Annotated in this window: 10 protein-coding genes, 3 rRNA genes and 1 pseudogene; all 14 read right to left on the bottom strand. The window is 63.8% G+C overall.

Annotation, left to right across the window (positions count from 1 at the left end; all coding sequences use genetic code 11):
* Positions 1-4 precede the first annotated feature (4 nt).
* Positions 5-1,774, bottom strand: coding sequence for a DNA repair protein RecN (gene recN, locus OG874_RS05600; protein WP_330254055.1), 1,770 nt, complete (start codon positions 1,772-1,774; stop codon positions 5-7).
* Positions 1,752-2,747: an NAD kinase gene (locus tag OG874_RS05595; protein ID WP_330257190.1), complete on the bottom strand. Its 996-nt coding sequence runs from the start codon at positions 2,745-2,747 to the stop codon at positions 1,752-1,754. The genes recN and OG874_RS05595 overlap by 23 nt, the downstream gene beginning before the upstream one ends.
* A 5-nt stretch (positions 2,748-2,752) precedes the next feature.
* Positions 2,753-3,574, bottom strand: coding sequence for a TlyA family RNA methyltransferase (locus tag OG874_RS05590; protein WP_330254054.1), 822 nt, complete (start codon positions 3,572-3,574; stop codon positions 2,753-2,755).
* A gap of 1 nt (position 3,575) precedes the next feature.
* Positions 3,576-3,872: a hypothetical protein gene (locus OG874_RS05585; RefSeq protein WP_330254053.1), complete on the bottom strand. Its 297-nt coding sequence runs from the start codon at positions 3,870-3,872 to the stop codon at positions 3,576-3,578.
* A 13-nt stretch (positions 3,873-3,885) separates the two neighbouring features.
* Positions 3,886-4,815: an HAD-IIA family hydrolase gene (locus tag OG874_RS05580; RefSeq protein WP_442943295.1), complete on the bottom strand. Its 930-nt coding sequence runs from the start codon at positions 4,813-4,815 to the stop codon at positions 3,886-3,888.
* A gap of 405 nt (positions 4,816-5,220) precedes the next feature.
* Positions 5,221-6,255 (bottom strand): annotated as a pseudogene (locus OG874_RS05575) (tetratricopeptide repeat protein); the annotation flags it as partial.
* A 1,035-nt stretch (positions 6,256-7,290) separates the two neighbouring features.
* A 5S ribosomal RNA gene (gene rrf / locus OG874_RS05570) occupies positions 7,291-7,407 on the bottom strand.
* Between the two features lie 138 nt (positions 7,408-7,545).
* Positions 7,546-10,677: ribosomal RNA gene (locus tag OG874_RS05565) — 23S ribosomal RNA — on the bottom strand.
* Between the two features lie 335 nt (positions 10,678-11,012).
* Positions 11,013-12,531 (bottom strand): 16S ribosomal RNA (locus OG874_RS05560).
* The 16S, 23S and 5S rRNA genes sit together here, the layout of an rRNA operon.
* A 518-nt stretch (positions 12,532-13,049) precedes the next feature.
* Positions 13,050-14,339: a tyrosine--tRNA ligase gene (tyrS, locus tag OG874_RS05555; protein ID WP_330254052.1), complete on the bottom strand. Its 1,290-nt coding sequence runs from the start codon at positions 14,337-14,339 to the stop codon at positions 13,050-13,052.
* A 156-nt stretch (positions 14,340-14,495) separates the two neighbouring features.
* Complete coding sequence (locus OG874_RS05550; RefSeq protein WP_330254051.1) at positions 14,496-14,930, bottom strand: DoxX family protein; 435 nt, start codon at positions 14,928-14,930, stop codon at positions 14,496-14,498.
* Positions 14,931-15,038: 108 nt separating this feature from the next.
* The gene (locus tag OG874_RS05545) at positions 15,039-15,650 is read right to left on the bottom strand and encodes a DNA-3-methyladenine glycosylase (RefSeq protein ID WP_330254050.1); all 612 of its coding nucleotides are present in this window, start codon (positions 15,648-15,650) and stop codon (positions 15,039-15,041) included.
* Positions 15,651-15,671: 21 nt separating this feature from the next.
* Complete coding sequence (locus tag OG874_RS05540) at positions 15,672-16,820, bottom strand: low temperature requirement protein A (protein ID WP_330254049.1); 1,149 nt, start codon at positions 16,818-16,820, stop codon at positions 15,672-15,674.
* Between the two features lie 54 nt (positions 16,821-16,874).
* Entirely contained in the window at positions 16,875-17,765 is an 891-nt protein-coding gene (locus OG874_RS05535) for an RNA polymerase sigma-70 factor (protein ID WP_330254048.1), read from the bottom strand.
* Positions 17,766-17,850: the final 85 nt, after the last annotated feature.

The following is a 17,850-nucleotide window of genomic DNA, read 5'->3' as shown; positions in this document are numbered from 1 at the left end:
ACAGCTAGGCGAGAGTGCGTTCGGAGCGGGCGGTTTCGAGCAGCTCCTCCGCATGCGCGCGGCCGGTCTCGGTGTCGTCGAGACCGGCCAGCATGCGGGCCAGTTCGATGACGCGCTCATCCTTGGTCAACGCGCGAACGCCGCTGTTGACCTTGCCCTTGCCGTCATCGGACTTGTCCACCACCAGATGGGTGTCGGCGAACGCCGCGACCTGTGGCAGGTGCGTCACCACGATCACCTGATGGGTGCGTGCGAGCCGGGCCAGCCTGCGGCCGATCTCGACCGCGGCCCGGCCGCCGACACCGGCGTCGACCTCGTCGAAGACCATGGTCGCGCCGTGATCCGAGCTGGCGAGCACCACCTCCAGCGCCAGCATCACGCGCGACAGCTCACCACCGGATGCGCTCTTGCTCAACGGCAATGACTGCGCACCAGAATGCGCCGACAGCCGGAACTCCACCTCGTCGACACCGGTCGAACCCGCATGCAGTTCCTGGCCGTCCACCGTCAGCGGCGCCGAGTCCTGCGGGCTCGCGGGCACCGGCCGCACCACGACCTCGAGCTTCGCCTTCCCCATCGCGAGACCACCGAGTTCGGTGCTCACCGCCGCGGCGAGTTTGCCCGCCGACTTGGTCCGTGCGGCAGTCAATTTGCGCGCCGCCTCGCGGACTCGTTCCGCGGCGATATCCACCTCGGCGGCCAATGCGGCCAACGCCCCTTCGGAAACATCGAGCGAGCCGAGACGCGCACGCGCATCCTCCGCCCAGGCGATCACCCCGTCGATATCCGGCGCGTACTTGCGGGTCAGCGATTTGAGTTCGGCCTGCCGGGTGAGCAGCGAATCCAAAGCGCCCGGATCCGACGGCAGATCCGAGAGATAGCCACTGAGTTCGGTGGTCAGATCGACGACCACCGCAATGGCCTCGCCGAGCCGCGGCCCGAGCACGGTCAGCGCCGGATCATCGGCCGATTCGATGCGGGCGCGCGCGGCGCCGAGCAATTCCAGTGCGCCCGAACCGTCTTCGGGCGAATCAGCGGGACCGGCCAGCGCGTCGTGTGCGACCGCGGCGGCCTCACGCAGCGAATCCAGATCACTGAGCCGCCGTACCTCGTCGACGATGCGCACATCCTCACCGGGTTCCGGTGCGATGGCGTCGATTTCGGACAGCGAATGCTTCAGCCGGTCGGCCTCGAGCGCGAGTTCCCTACTGCGCGCGGTGCGTTCGAGCAGTTCGGTGCGGGCATCGAGCCAGGATCGCCGCTGCACCTGGTACTTACGCAGCAGCGAGCCGACCGAATCGACCGCGAACTGATCCAGCGCGAAGAGCTGCTGATCCGGACGCTGCAGCCGCAACTGGTCGTTCTGGCCGTGCACGGTCAGCAGCGGAGCGGTGAAATCCGCGAGGACGGAGGCGGGTACGCCACGCCCACCCAGGTGCGCGCGCGAGCGTCCGTCGCTGCCGACAGTGCGGATCGCGATAATCGTGCCGTCCTCATCGGCCTCGGCCGCAGCCGATTCCAGAACTTCCCGCACCTGCTTCTGCGCCGTCGAATTCACCTCGTCGACGGTGAACCGCCCCTCGACCACCGCTCGCGCCGCACCCAACCGGACGCGGCCCGCATCGGCCCGCGCACCGCTGAGCAGGTGCAGACTGGTCACCACCATGGTCTTACCGGCACCGGTCTCGCCGGTGAGAACCGTCAGACCCTCGTGGAATTGCGCAGTGGCGGTGGATATGACGCCAAGGCCGTCAATCCTGATCTCTGTCAGCACGTGTGCTCTCCGTCCGCCGTCGGCCACGCCAGCCTGTCACGGGCAATTGGAACTTGCGCACCATCCGGTCCGCGAACGGCGCGGAGTCCAACCGCACCCACCGCACCGGTTCGGCGCCGCGGACCGCCTCGACCCGCCCGCCCTTCGGGAGGGCGAGGGTGCGCCTGCCATCCAGGAAAACTATCGCATCATGGCCCGTCGCAACGGATTCGACGGCGATTCTGGATTCCGGGCTGGTCACCAGCGGACGCGCGAACAGGGCGTGCGCGTTGCTCGGAATCACCAGCAGCGCTTCGAGTTCCGGCCACACCACCGGGCCGCCCGCGGAGAACGCGTAGGCGGTCGAACCGGTCGGGGTGGAGATGAGGATGCCGTCGCAACCGAATTGTGAAACCGGGCGGCCGTCGACCTCGAGCACCACCTCGAGCACGCCCATCCGCGAGGCGTTCTCGATGCTGGCTTCGTTGAGCGCCCAACCGGTTTCGACGATCTCGTCGTCCACGCGGACGGTGACGTCGATGGTCATCCGATGTTCGATGCGGTATTCACCGCGCACCACGCTCGCCAGTGCCTCATCGAGGTGTTCGGCCTCGGCCTCGGTCAGAAATCCGATGCGCCCCAGATTGATTCCCAACACCGGCACTCCGGCGGGCCTGGCGAGTTCGGCGGCGCGCAGGAAGGTGCCGTCGCCACCGAGTACCAGCACCATCTCGCAGCCGATCGCCGCGTCCGGACAGTGCTCGACCACCCGAGCCGGATATCCGCCGGGCTCCGCGACGGCGGTCGTGCCAGGCCCGTTGGGTTCGCAATCGACATCGACATCGAACCGGGTGCTGTCCGCCTCGTCCGCGAGCACGCGCAGTCCGATGCCCGCGTCCGCGAAGATCTTCGCCACGCGATGGGCGGTTTCGATGATCTCCGCCCGGCCCGGATGCGAAACCAGCAGAATCTCCCGGGATTCGGCGGGCGTCATCGCGTTCACTGTGGACCCTCCTCAACCGCACGCTCGACGAGGGCCGCGACCTGCTCGCCGTTGTACTCGAACTGCCCGTCCTTACGCAGCCACACAAAGTATTCGACATTGCCCGACGGGCCCGGCAGCGGGCTGGCCACCACCCCGGCGGTGCGCAACCCCAACTCGGCGGCGGCGGCCGCGACATCGCGCACCACCTCGGCGCGCAATGCGGGATCCCGCACCACACCGCCGGAGCCTACCCGTTCCTTACCCACCTCGAACTGGGGCTTCACCATGGGCAGCAGATCGGCGCCCGGCGCGGAACAGGCCGCGAGCGCGGGCAGCACCAGATTCAGCGAGATGAACGACAGATCGCCGACCACGAGTTCGACGGTGCCGCCGATGGATTCGGGGGCGATGGCGCGGACGTTGGTGCGGTCCAACACCCGAACCCGGTCGTCGTTCTGCAGACGCCAGATCAACTGGCCGTAGCCGACATCGACGGCGACGACCTCGCGCGCCTGTTTCGAGAGCAGCACATCGGTGAAGCCGCCGGTCGACGCACCGGCGTCCAGACAACGCTTACCCGCGACGGTCAATCCCTGCGGTTCGAATGCCGCGAGTGCCCCGAGCAGTTTGTGCGCACCGCGCGACGCCCACGACACCTCATCGGGCTCTGCACGCACGATCAACGGCGTGCCCGCCTCGACGGCGGTCGCCGGTTTCACCGCGACCGTGCCGGCAATCAGGACGCGGCCCGCGCCGATCAGCTCGACCGCGTGCTCCCGCGATCGCGCCAATCCGCGGCGAACCAATTCGGCGTCCACCCGCGCGCGCCTGGCCACCTCAGATCTTGTCCACCGTAGCCAGGGCCTGAACGAGCACCTCGTGTGCCTGCTCCAGGATGCGGGCGCGCCGGGTGATATCGACGCCGGATTCGGAGTTGTCGACCATTCCCGTTCGGATGTCGAGTTCGGCGAGCAGACCGTCGACCTCGGCCCGGATCTTGGCCGGATCGGCCGGCTCCGGGCGCCCTTGCGCACCCGGCAGATGCTGGCCGGGCAGCGGCGGCCCGGGACGGGGTCCGTTCGCGCCGGGGCCGGGCATCCCGGGTCCATTCGGGCGAGGCATCGGAGTAGTCATCGTGGGGTCAACGCTATCGGATTTCCGAACCCGACGCGCGCACCGTCACGGCCCGTCCCGGGTTCTGCCGTAAGCGTTGCGCCAAGTCGGCGGCGAGGTCGCTCACGTTCGGATCCGCGTCACCCTCGACCGGCGGGTAGTTCAGTGCGTCCAGCGATTCCGAGACGTAGGTCGGGATGAACTCGGCAGGAGCGTCGCGCAGCTCGTCGAGCGTGCTCACACCGGTCAGGACCAGCAGCGATTCGAGGCCGATGCGGTTGGCGCCCTCGATATCGGTGTCCAGGCGGTCGCCCACCACCAGGGCACTGCGCGTACCCGCCCGGACCAAGGCGTCCTCCAGTAGTGGCGCATATGGTTTGCCCGCCACTAGCGGCTCGCGTCCCGAGGCCGCACGCAGGGCCGCGACCATCGCGCCGTTGCCGGGCGCGAGTCCGCGCTCGTTCGGCAACGTCTTATCGGTATTGGCGGCGACCCACAAGGCGTTCGCGCTAAGCGCGTAGGCCGCCTCGGCCAGATCCGGCCAGGCGGTTTCGGGCGAATGTCCTTGTACGACAGCATCGGGCGCGACACCGTTGAAGCGACGGATCGACCGCAGACCGACCGCGTCCACCTCTTTGGCCAGGTCATCGGTGCCGACGATCAATACCGTCGCGCCGGGATCGAGCCGCTCCGTCAGCAGCCGCGCCGCCGCCTGCGCACTGGTCACGACATCATCGGTATGCGCCGCGAACCCGAGTTCGGCCAAGTGCCGCGCAACCGCGTCCGGACCACGACTCGCATTGTTCGTGACATACACGAGCCGTTGCGCCACAACAGAATCCGCCAACGCCTCCGGCGCCCCCGCGATCACCTCGGGCCCGCGATACAGCGTGCCATCCAGATCTAGCAGCAGGGCTTCGTACCGATCTCGTAGCCGCTTCACACCACTCTCACTCCATGTCACCGACCGGCATCTTGCCGATGTTCGCCCTGCGACCGTCGATCGCTCAGCCCACAGTTGCTCGGCAAGAACCGAGACATCTGCACCCTACGCCAGCCCACCGACACGAAAATGACGGCATCGACCGGCGGGCGCCCCCACTGTTTTCCGAACACCCGCCCAGATTGCCGGCGAGTTGCACGACACCGCCATCCGCACATCATGCGGGTACTGGATCAACGCCAGGTCCCTGTGACGAACGGGGCCGCGCACGGATTCTGGCGTGCGCCGACAACGACCGTCTGGACGGATGGTTCGATCGTGCGCTCGGCGCAAAGTCGGTAGACGAGCTATTCGTCGATGCCTGATGACTTCGGGCAACGCCGTGTCGACGGGCGATCCGACAGTTCGGTGTCGGCGGCCGGGCAACTACACGTCGGTGTCGCCGGTGAGTTCTTCGGCGCGTTCTTCGGCGTCGGTTTCGCCGTCGAGGTCGGCGGCGGCGGCGTTGAGGAACCAGGTGAGGCCCTCGTCGGTGCGGCCTGCGGCGACCAGGGCGTCGGCGTAGGCGTAGAAGAGGCGGGCGGCGGCGGAACCGGTGCGGGACGGGTCGAGTTCCGAGGTTTGCAGGGTTACCACGGCCTGGTCGTATTGGCCGAGGTCCATGCGGGCTCCGGCGACGACGATGCGCAGTTCGGTGGCCTCGTCGCCACGCAGGGCGCGGGCCTCGTCGCTGCGGCCTAGTTCGATGGCGCGTTCGGGGCGGCCGAGACCGCGTTCACAGTCCGCCATCACGGCGAGCAGACCGGAGCCACCGGACATGCGGCGAGCCGTACGCAGTTCGGAGAGGGCCTCGGCCCATTCGCCCGCGTGATAGGCGGTGACGCCAGCTGTTTCGCGGACCACGGCGATGCGACCGGCACGTTGGCGGGCCGCCCGTGCGTGGGCCAGGGCGAGACGTGGGTCGTCATCGATCAGTCGGGCCGCCATCACGAGGTGGCGGGCGACTGCCTCGGCGTTGCTCTTGTCCAGGCTGAGCAGGTCGCGACGAACCTCGGGTTCGAGATCCGTGGCCTGCACGTCATCCGGCAGATCCGGCTCTTCCGGCCGCGGCGGACGACGCTCGGCCGAGCCGCCGCCGGTACGTGTGCCTTCGCCGCCCCGCCGGCGGTCCGCCGAGTCATCGCCACGATTGAAGCCACCACGCTGCCCGGCATCGCCCCGCCCACCGGCGTCGCCACCGCGGTTGAAACCCCCACGCTGGCCGGCATCATCGCGCCGGTTGACCCCACCGCGCTCGCTGCCCTCGCCACGTTGACTCGAGTCACCACCGCGCTTGAATCCGCCGCGCTCCCCAGAACCACCACGGTTGAAACCACCACGGTCGCCGGAACCACCACGCTCACCGGAAGCGCTGCGGCTGTAGCCGCCACGATCACCGGAATCACCGCGCTGACCAGTATCGCCGCCGCGTTTGAAACCACCACGCTCAGCCGAATCGCCACCGCGTTTAAAACCACCACGCTCAGCCGAATCACCGCCGCGGTCGAAACCGCCACGATGACTCGAGTCTTCGCGTCGGCTCGAGCCGCCACGGTCACCGGAATCTCCGGGGCGCTTGAATCCTCCGCGCTCACCGGAAGTGCCACGGTTGAAACCACTCCGATCACCGGAGTCACCACGGTTGAAACCACTGCGCTCACCGGCGCCAGTCCGGTCACCGGAGTCACGCCGGTTGGACCCGCCTTGGTCACCTACGTCGCTACGCTGGCCCGAATCGCCGCTACGTTTGAAGCCGCCGCGCTCGCCGGAACCGCCGCGATTGAAGCCGCCGCGGTCACCCGAGTCACCGGAACGCTTGAATCCCCCACGATCACCCGAAGCACCGCGATCGAAGCCTCGGCGGTCACCGGAATCACCGCGATTGAAACCGCCACGGCCGCCGGAATCTCCACTGCCGCCCGAACCGCCGCGTTTGAAACCACCGCGCTCCCCGGAGTCTCCACGACTGCCAGCACCTCCGGAACCTCCGCGATCGGCGGCGCCGCGCTCATCGGAGTTACCACTGCCGGAATCATCGCGGTTGAAACCGCCGCGCTCGCCGGAGTTGCCGCGTTTGAAACCACTGCGGTCGCCCGCGCTGCCGCGGTCACCGGAGTTGCCTCGGTCGCCCGAGCCGCTGCGATCATCCGAATCGCCGCGGCGGTTGAAGCCGCGATCGTTCGATCCGCGCTGGCTCGAGTCACCGCTACGTTTGAAGCCGCCTCGGTCGCCGGAGTTAGACCGGTCGGTGGAGTCCCCGTGCTCGGGACCGCCCCGCCGGAAGGACTTCCGGCCGTCGTTCTGTTCCGACACGGTGGCCCCTTTCTAGGTTCCGCCAGAGGTGGTCGAACCCCTGAATTCAATCACGTGTCGGCGGTCGGGCCCGAACACGGCGTAGATATGGGTGCAAAAACGACGATAGGGGACCCAAGTTTGGGTCCCCTATCGTGAAGGATGTTCCGGCGGTGTCCTACTCTCCCACACCCTGTCGAGTGCAGTACCATCGGCGCAGGTGGCCTTAGCTTCCGGGTTCGGAATGGGACCGGGCGTTTCCCCACCGCTATAGCCGCCGTAACTCTATGAAACTATCCACACAACAGCGCTGACACAAAACCCGACAACCCCAAAAGAAAAAAGGGGTTGCAGACCTTGTGTCTGCCGCAGTGTCTGTGTGTTGTTTCAGATACCGCACAGTGGACGCGTAGCTTCTTTGTTGGTAAGTCCTCGGCCGATTAGTACCAGTCACCTACACCCGTTACCGGGCTTCCAGTTCTGGCCTATCAACCCCATGGTCTGTGGGGGGCCTTAACCACTCGAAGGTGGTGAGAAACCTCATCTTGGAACAGGCTTCCCGCTTAGATGCTTTCAGCGGTTATCCCTTCCGAACGTAGCTAACCAGCAGTGCCCTTGGCAGGACAACTGGCACACCAGAGGTTCGTCCGTCCCGGTCCTCTCGTACTAGGGACAGCCTTCCTCAAGTTTCTGACGCGCGCGGCGGATAGAGACCGAACTGTCTCACGACGTTCTAAACCCAGCTCGCGTGCCGCTTTAATGGGCGAACAGCCCAACCCTTGGGACCTACTCCAGCCCCAGGATGCGACGAGCCGACATCGAGGTGCCAAACCATCCCGTCGATATGGACTCTTGGGGAAGATCAGCCTGTTATCCCCGGGGTACCTTTTATCCGTTGAGCGACACCGCTTCCACTTGCCGGTGCCGGATCACTAGTCCCGACTTTCGTCCCTGCTCGAGCTGTCACTCTCACAGTCAAGCTCCCTTGTGCACTTGCACTCGACACCTGATTGCCAACCAGGCTGAGGGAACCTTTGGGCGCCTCCGTTACATTTTAGGAGGCAACCGCCCCAGTTAAACTACCCACCAGGCACTGTCCCTGAACCAGATCATGGTCCGAGGTTAGAAGTCCAATACGATCAGAGTGGTATTTCAACGACGACTCCACACACACTAGCGTGCATGCTTCACAGTCTCCCACCTATCCTACACAAACCGTACCGAACACCAATACCAAGCTATAGTGAAGGTCCCGGGGTCTTTTCGTCCTGCCGCGCGTAACGAGCATCTTTACTCGTAATGCAATTTCGCCGAGTCTGTGGTTGAGACAGCTGAGAAGTCGTTACGCCATTCGTGCAGGTCGGAACTTACCCGACAAGGAATTTCGCTACCTTAGGATGGTTATAGTTACCACCGCCGTTTACCGGGGCTTAAATTCTCAGCTTCGCCATTACTGGCTAACCGGTCCTCTTAACCTTCCGGCACCGGGCAGGCGTCAGTCCGTATACATCGTCTTACGACTTCGCACGGACCTGTGTTTTTAGTAAACAGTCGCTTCTCACTGGTCTCTGCGACCCCACCCAGCTCCCACCGCAAGGGTGTTCACCAGACAAGGCCCTCCTTCTCCCGAAGTTACGGAGGTATTTTGCCGAGTTCCTTAACCACAGTTCTCTCGATCGCCTCAGTATTCTCTACCTGACCACCTGTGTCGGTTTGGGGTACGGGCCGTGTACCAACTCACTAGAGGCTTTTCTCGGCAGCATAGGATCACTGAATTCACCTCAATCGGCTACGCATCACCTCTCAGGCACATGCTGTGCGGATTTACCTACACAACGCCCTACAGGCTTACACCAGTACAACCACTGACTGGCCCAGCTACCTTCCTGCGTCACCCCATCGCTTGACTACTACAGCAAGGGTCGTATGCAGCCACATCTCTTCACCCGAAGGTGATAGGTCCGCTTTTGGATACTTAGCACCACTGATTCGCCATTGGGCGCGGATACACGGGTACGGGAATATCAACCCGTTGTCCATCGACTACGCCTGTCGGCCTCGCCTTAGGTCCCGACTCACCCTGGGCGGATTAACCTGGCCCAGGAACCCTTGGTCATTCGGCGGACGAGTTTCTCACTCGTCTTTCGCTACTCATGCCTGCATTCTCACTCCCATAGCCTCCACAACTAGCTCACGCTGCTGCTTCCATGGCTATAGGACGCTCCCCTACCCACCCCAACCACTGCACCACCCCCCGTAAGGAATGGCGGATGTATTGTTGGAGTGCCGCGGCTTCGGCGGTGTACTTGAGCCCCGCTACATTGTCGGCGCAGAATCACTTGACCAGTGAGCTATTACGCACTCTTTCAAGGGTGGCTGCTTCTAAGCCAACCTCCTGGTTGTCTTCGCGACTCCACATCCTTTTCCACTTAGTACACGCTTAGGGGCCTTAGCCGGCGATCTGGGCTGTTTCCCTCTCGACTACGAAGCTTATCCCCCGCAGTCTCACTGCCGCGCTCTCACACACCGGCATTCGGAGTTTGGCTGATTTCGGTAAGCTTGTAGGCCCCCTAGACCATCCAGTAGCTCTACCTCCGGTGTGAAACACGCGACGCTGCACCTAAATGCATTTCGGGGAGAACCAGCTATCACGGAGTTTGATTGGCCTTTCACCCCTACCCACAACTCATCCCCTCAGTTTTCAACCTAAGTGGGTTCGGGCCTCCACGACGTCTTACCGTCGCTTCACCCTGGCCATGGGTAGATCACTCCGCTTCGGGTCTAGAACACGCGACTCAAAACGCCCTATTCGGACTCGCTTTCGCTACGGCTACCCCACACGGGTTAACCTCGCCACATGCCACTAACTCGCAGGCTCATTCTTCAAAAGGCACGCCATCACCCACCCAACCGAAGTTGGCGCAGGCCCTGACGGATTGTAAGCGCACGGTTTCAGGTACTATTTCACTCCCCTCCCGGGGTACTTTTCACCTTTCCCTCACGGTACTAGTCCGCTATCGGTCACCAGGGAGTATTCAGGCTTACCGGGTGGTCCCGGCAGATTCACAGCAGATTTCACGGGCCCGCTGCTACTCGGGCATCATCCACAACAGCCGTTGAGTTTTCGCTTACCGGACTATCACCGTCTATGGCAGGCCGTTCCAGACCACTTCAACTAACACAACGGTTTCTGACTGTCGCCCAGACCGGCAGATCTGAGAAGAATGACCCCACAACCCCAAGAACACAACCCCTGCCGGGTATCACATGCCCCTGGTTTAGCCTCATCCGCTTTCGCTCGCCACTACTCACGGAATCACTATTGTTTTCTCTTCCTGTGGGTACTGAGATGTTTCACTTCCCCACGTTCCCTCCACACACCCTATATATTCAGATGCGGGTAACACGACATCACTCGTGCTGGGTTTCCCCATTCGGAAATCCTCGGATCTCAGCTCGGTTGACAGCTCCCCGAGGCTTATCGCAGCCTCCTACGTCCTTCATCGGCTCCTGGTGCCAAGGCATCCACCGTACGCTCTTAAACACTTACTAACAAAGATGCTCGCGTCCACTGTGCAGTTCTCAAACAACACACAAAACCGAGCTTCGATCACCACCATGCCCACCACTGTCTCCAGCAGCGCGGTCTGCGTAACCACCCGGTCTCGTCGTTATCTTGCCTAAGAGGAAACACTCGCGTGTTCTCTCAGGACCCAACAGTGTGCCGATATATTCACCACCAATTCTCCACTGAGGAAGAACCATCCGGCGCGAAACTAGTCAGTGTTCCACCCATGAGCGTCCGCAGCCCCACAAACGAGGACTAAACGGTCTCTGCCAGGCACGATTCAACCTGTGTTGAACGGCTCTGGAGAAGTGCTCCTTAGAAAGGAGGTGATCCAGCCGCACCTTCCGGTACGGCTACCTTGTTACGACTTCGTCCCAATCGCCAATCCCACCTTCGACGGCTCCCTCCCACAAGGGGTTAGGCCACCGGCTTCGGGTGTTACCGACTTTCATGACGTGACGGGCGGTGTGTACAAGGCCCGGGAACGTATTCACCGCAGCGTTGCTGATCTGCGATTACTAGCGACTCCAACTTCACGGGGTCGAGTTGCAGACCCCGATCCGAACTGAGACCGGCTTTAAGGGATTCGCTCCACCTCACGGTATCGCAGCCCTCTGTACCGGCCATTGTAGCATGTGTGAAGCCCTGGACATAAGGGGCATGATGACTTGACGTCGTCCCCACCTTCCTCCGAGTTGACCCCGGCAGTCTCTCACGAGTCCCCGCCATTACGCGCTGGCAACATAAGATAAGGGTTGCGCTCGTTGCGGGACTTAACCCAACATCTCACGACACGAGCTGACGACAGCCATGCACCACCTGTACACCGACCACAAGGGGGCCTACATCTCTGCAGGTTTCCGGTGTATGTCAAACCCAGGTAAGGTTCTTCGCGTTGCATCGAATTAATCCACATGCTCCGCCGCTTGTGCGGGCCCCCGTCAATTCCTTTGAGTTTTAGCCTTGCGGCCGTACTCCCCAGGCGGGGTACTTAATGCGTTAGCTACGGCACGGATCCCGTGGAAGGAAACCCACACCTAGTACCCACCGTTTACGGCGTGGACTACCAGGGTATCTAATCCTGTTCGCTACCCACGCTTTCGCTTCTCAGCGTCAGTTACTTCCCAGAGACCCGCCTTCGCCACCGGTGTTCCTCCTGATATCTGCGCATTTCACCGCTACACCAGGAATTCCAGTCTCCCCTGAAGTACTCTAGTCTGCCCGTATCCCCTGCAAGCTCACAGTTGAGCTGTGAGTTTTCACAGAAGACGCGACAGACCGCCTACAAGCTCTTTACGCCCAGTAATTCCGGACAACGCTCGCACCCTACGTATTACCGCGGCTGCTGGCACGTAGTTGGCCGGTGCTTCTTCTACAGGTACCGTCACTTGCGCTTCGTCCCTGTCGAAAGAGGTTTACAACCCGAAGGCCGTCATCCCTCACGCGGCGTCGCTGCATCAGGCTTCCGCCCATTGTGCAATATTCCCCACTGCTGCCTCCCGTAGGAGTCTGGGCCGTGTCTCAGTCCCAGTGTGGCCGGTCACCCTCTCAGGTCGGCTACCCGTCGTCGCCTTGGTAGGCCATTACCCCACCAACAAGCTGATAGGCCGCGGGCCCATCTCGTACCGATAAATCTTTCCACCACAAGACATGCATCCCATGGTCATATCCGGTATTAGACCCAGTTTCCCAGGCTTATCCCGAAGTACGAGGCAGATCACCCACGTGTTACTCACCCGTTCGCCGCTCGTGTACCCCGAAGGGCCTTACCGCTCGACTTGCATGTGTTAAGCACGCCGCCAGCGTTCGTCCTGAGCCAGGATCAAACTCTCCGTTGAAGACTCTTGAAACAACCCCAAAAGGGCGAATCAGAAGAATTAACCAGAGTCCGAAAACCTTGGCAAAATCAAACGCCAGCAAAAAATATCTGCTGACAAAAATGTCCGACCCACCCAAACGGGGGTTTGAGGAGCCGGAACCAAATAAAACATTTGGCACTGACATTCATCGACACACTATTGAGTTCTCAAAGAACACACGCACACAGTTCGACCCCAGATTCTCTCGGGGGGCTTGCTGAGGCAACTTTTCCAGCCTAGCCAACCTTCCGCGCAGAGTCAAGTCTGCTCGTCCGATCCGCTGCAACTGAGTGTCAGGCGCTCCTCGTACTACCTCGTTTCCCAGGCCTTTCGGCTCCGGGTCGGTGTCCGTGTCGCTCTGACTTGGACAAAGTTACGCGGCGGAGAACGCCGAGTCAAATCCGCACTACACGCATGTCATTTCGCAGGTCAGGGGCTATTCGACCACCGAAAAAGCAGGCTCGGGCCACCCTGATGTGACCCGAGCCACGTGATCTTTATTCCCCCGCCCGCAGCGCGCCCGCGAAGTTCCGCTTCCCGCGACGCAGCACCAGCCACCGTCCGTGCAGGTAGTCGCTATCCGCAGGGGTCCATTCGAGATCCGAGATCCGCTCGTTGTTCACCGACGCGCCGCCTTCGTTCACCGCACGCCGGGCGGCGCCCCGGCTCTCCGACAGTCCGGTGGCGACCAAGAGATCGACGATCGTGCTCGGTGCGCCGGATCCGACTTCGGCGACAGTCCCATCGACAGCGGCCTCCCGCAGCGCCGCCGCCAACGTCGCCTCATCCAGTTCCCGCAGATCCGCGCGACCGAACAACGCCTGACTCGCCAACTGCACAGCGCGGGTATTCGCCTCCCCGTGCACCAGATTCGTCATCTCCTCGGCCAGCTTGCGCTGCGCTTCCCGCGCGTGCGGGCGTTCGGCCGTGGCCAGTTCCAGCTCGGCCAGCTCCTCCCGGGACAGGAAGGTGAACCAGCGCAGGTACCGCACGACATCGGCATCGGCGGTATTCACGAAGTACTGGTACCAGGCGTAGGGACTGGTCATCTCCGGATCGAGCCACAGGCTGCCGCCGCCGGTCGACTTGCCGAACTTCTTGCCGTCGGCGGAGGTCACCAGCGGAACGGTCAGCGCGTGCACCGATGCGCCGTCGACGCGCCGGTTCAGCTCGACGCCCGCGATGATGTTGCCCCACTGATCCGAACCACCGACCTGCAGCGTGCAGCCGTAGTTGCGGCGCAACTGCAGGTAGTCGTTGGCCTGCAGCAGCATGTAGCTGAACTCGGTGTAGGAGATGCCCTCCCCGTCCAGGCGCCGCTTGATGGTGTCGCGGGCCAACATGACATTGACCGAGAAGTGCTTGCCGATATCGCGCAGGAAGTCGACGGTCGACAGCTGGCCGGTCCAGTCCATGTTGTTGGCGATGATCGCGCCGGTGGGCGAATCGTCGAGGTCGACGAAGCGTTCCAGCTGCGAGCGGATCCGGCCCGCCCACTCCGCGACAGTGTCGGTGGAGTTCATGGTGCGCTCACCGACGTCGCGCGGGTCGCCGATCAAACCGGTGGCGCCACCGGCCAGCACGACCGGTCGATGGCCCGCACGCTGGAACCGCCGCAGTGCCAGCAGTGGAACCAGATGTCCGGCGTGCAAACTGGCCGCGGTCGGATCGAAACCGGCATAGAGGGTCAGCGGCCCGGCGGACACCGCCGCGCGCAGGGCGTCCAGGTCGGTGGACTGCGCGATCAGCCCGCGCCAGGTCAATTCGTCGATGATGTCGCCGGTCACGATGTCCCATCATTCCGTACCGGTCCCCGCGACCGGTACAGCCCTCAGTGTCTTCGCGCGCCACCCCGCAGGTCGAGCGAATTACCGGGCCGGGTCCGCAAACGCCATCACGATCGGCAGACCATGGTCTGCCGATCGTGATGGTTGTTCAGATGGTCAGCGAGACAGCAGCTCCCGGGCGGCGGTGATGCTGTCGCGACGCTGCCAGGCGATCCAGACGAACACCACGCCGAGGATCAGCGGGAAGAACATCAGGGCGGGCGCGCCGAGCAGGAAAGCCTGGGTCAGTGCGGCGCAGACCATGGTGATCGAGAGGCCGACCGCCGCGGGGCCGGTCAGGCGCGGCACCAGCAGGCCGATGCCGCCCGCGAGCTCGACCAGACCGGTGAAGTAGCGGAACCACACGCCCCAGCCGATGGTCTCGAAGGCCTCGACGGCGTCGTGCTGGCCGAACAGCTTCGGGGCTGCGGAGGCGACGATGAGGAACAGGCCCAGCAGGATCTGCACGGTCCAGAGCGCGATGTTCATCTTCTTACCGGGGCGGTGGGCGACGGCGGTGGTGGTCGAGGCGGCGGGGGCGATGGCGGTCATGATGTCTTTCCTTCGGGTCGGTCGCGCCGGGTGGAGCGCGTTCAACAGGTAGGACGGACACCGTCGCGAAAACTCATCGCTCGCGCCGAAAATCCCTGCTACCTGGAGTTATATCGCCTCGATCGGTGCGCGCGGGCTGCGCCGGTATGCCGATACCGCGGGCGAGGCGAGCCAGAATCGCCACGGCACATCCGGCGCGCTGCTGACCCCGACTCGTGGCCCGGTGGCGATCTCGGCGAGGTCGATCGCGCCGTCGAGGGCCAACCGGATCGGCGACGCCGGATCGAAGAGCGGAGTTCCGTAGTCGCTCAGCGTGATTCCCAGCGCGCTGCCGAGATTGCCTGGGCCCTTTGCCAAATCGGCGTCGGTGCGCGCCGTTGGCCGACGAGCTCGGGCCGTCTCCAGGCCGGCGACGACCTCGCCCGAGCGGATGAGCACTGCGCTGGCTGTCCCATCCGGCCCGCTGGTCACATTCACGCACATGTGCATTCCGTAGCTCAGATAGACGTACAGGACCCCGGCGGGCCCGAACATCACCGCATTGCGCTTGGTCCGCCCGCGCCCGGAGTGCGATGCCGGGTCCGGCCACGGTCCGGCCGGGTCGCCGCCGTATGCCTCGACTTCGACGATCCGCACGCCTACCGGTCCGGACCACAACGTCGCGCCGAGCAGTCGCCTGGCCGCGGCGGGCGGTTCGACCGCGAGTTCCTCACTACGCACGACTCACCATTGTTCCCGACGTCAGACGTAGCGACTGTGCTGGCCGGAGCGCAGGGTGATCAGATCATCGGTGATCACGGCGGCGTATCCGACCGCAACCAGCACAGCGAGCTGTGCCCAGGCCACCGACGCGGTGCCGATCGGGATGGTGGCGGCCACCGCGGCGGCGGCGATGAGCCGCGACCACGGACGCGGCAGACCCAAGGCGAGCCGGAAGCAGAACTGGCCGACAAAATACAGGGCGACGCCGCCGGAGAGTGCCGCCGCGGCGGCGAAGGAGGCGGGTTCGTTGCCGTGCGCGATGCTCATATTGATGCCCGCCGCGGCGACGGTGATGCCGATCAGCAACGGGTAGAGCGCGTAGCCGTAGGCGAGAACCGCGGGGCGGGAACGCTCCCGGTCCGGCACCGCGGCCAGCGCGTGCTCACCGCGCTCGTCATCGATGCCGAAATACGCCCACCACAGCACGTAAACCAAACACAGTCCCAGCGCGACCATTCCGACCAGCGGCACGGTCAGCCGCTCCCCCGCCAGCCCGGCGCCGATCGCGACCACCGACTCGCCGATGGCGACGATGATCACCAGTCCGTTCCGCTCGCAGAAATGACCGGCTCGCACCACGAAATCGCGGGTGTCGACGAGGTAGGGGCTGAGCACCTGCACCGCGAAAGCCAACCCCCAGCACAGGTATTGCAGATACCCGTGTACGAATCCGCCCGCGAGCACCAGCGCCGCCGCGAGTGCGTTCAGCGGCGCGATGCGTTTGATCGCCTGCGTCGCCGAGGCACCGCCGCTGACCCAGAACAAGGCCGTGTGCACGATGTTGACGAGCACGTAGCCGAGGCCGAACGCGAGGCCGGTGCCGTGGAAGGCGTCCGGGATGGCCAACGCGAGCACGAAGAACCCGAACATACCGATCAGCAGCAGGGTGCGGCGTTGTGAACTGTTCGGCGCGACTTCGTTGGTGAGCCAGACGTACCCGCTGTACATCCACCAGATGACCCCGAACAGGACCACCACCTGGAGCAGTGACTCCCACCCCGGATGGTGGGTGAAGACGTGGGTCAGCTGGGTGATGGTGAAGACGAAGACGAGATCGAAGAAGAGCTCCAGGGTGGAGACCCGGACCTGTCCGCCGTCCGCGTTCGGTGAGGTGATCTGGCTGGTCACGGCAAGAGCGTAGAACGACACGCTGGGTACGGCACGTCAAGTGTCGACCGATGCTCAGCCGAGCACATCGGTGCCCATGTACAGCCCCTTGAGCTTGCTCGGGTTCACCTGAAAACGCAGGTTGTGGATGTGGCCGTCGATGATGTCGTAGGTGAAGGCCGCCACCGGGTTTCCGCCGATGAACGCCAGCGCACCGAGTTCGCCATTGATATGCGCCGGCTCGAGGACGACTCCCGCGACCGAAGGTTTGGCGAGGACGCCGAGCACCCAGCGGGCCACATGGTCGGGGCCGTAGAGCGGACGCAGGGCCGCGGTGACCACACCGCCGCCGTCGGACCACGAGGTCACCTCGGGCGCGAGCAGATCCATCAGGGCGTTGAGATCGCCACCGGCACAGGCGGACATGAACTGTTCGGTGATGTGTGCGCGCTCGGCCTTATCGGTGTCGAAGCGCGGGCGACGGGACTGCACGTGCGAACGGGCCCGATGCGCGATCTGCCGGATGGTGGCCTCGGGCTTGTCCAGAGTGTCGGCGATTTCGGCATGGCTGTAGCCGAAGACCTCGCGCAGCAGGAAGACCGCGCGCTCGACGGGATTCAAGGTCTCCAACACCACCAGCATCGCGGTGGAGACGGTGTCGGCCAATTCGGTCTCCTCGGCGATATTCGGTGATGTCAACAAGGGTTCGGGCAGCCATGGACCGATATAGGTTTCGCGCTTCGCTTTAGCGGAGGTGAGCCGATTCAACGAGAGGTTGGTGACCGTGCGCACCAGATAGGACTTGGGATGCCGGACTGTCGACTGATCGGCTTCGTTCCACTTCAGCCAGGTGTCCTGCAGGATGTCCTCGGCGTCGGTGACGGTGCCCAGCATCCGGTAGGCGGTGGAGAAGAGCAGCCGCCGATGTTCGATGAACGGATCCTGCGCCAGCGTGGCTTCACCCATCAACTCATGCTCCTGGTTCGGGTCCGGATTTCACCATCGCACAATCCTGGCACGACCCTGCCGCCCGTCCGGGGTGACGAGCGGC

Source organism: Nocardia sp. NBC_00565 (genome assembly GCF_036345915.1).
Lineage (GTDB): Bacteria > Actinomycetota > Actinomycetes > Mycobacteriales > Mycobacteriaceae > Nocardia.
This window is presented reverse-complemented; position numbering and strand designations above follow the sequence as displayed.

Excerpts from the sequence above, each read along its gene's own strand:
- OG874_RS05535 (WP_330254048.1), bottom strand. The coding sequence starts at position 17,765 with ATGGGTGAAGCCACGCTGGCGCAGGATCCGTTCATCGAACATCGGCGG.
- OG874_RS05585 (WP_330254053.1), bottom strand. The coding sequence starts at position 3,872 with ATGACTACTCCGATGCCTCGCCCGAATGGACCCGGGATGCCCGGCCCC.
- OG874_RS05595 (WP_330257190.1), bottom strand. The coding sequence starts at position 2,747 with ATGACGCCCGCCGAATCCCGGGAGATTCTGCTGGTTTCGCATCCGGGC.
- OG874_RS05550 (WP_330254051.1), bottom strand. The coding sequence starts at position 14,930 with ATGACCGCCATCGCCCCCGCCGCCTCGACCACCACCGCCGTCGCCCAC.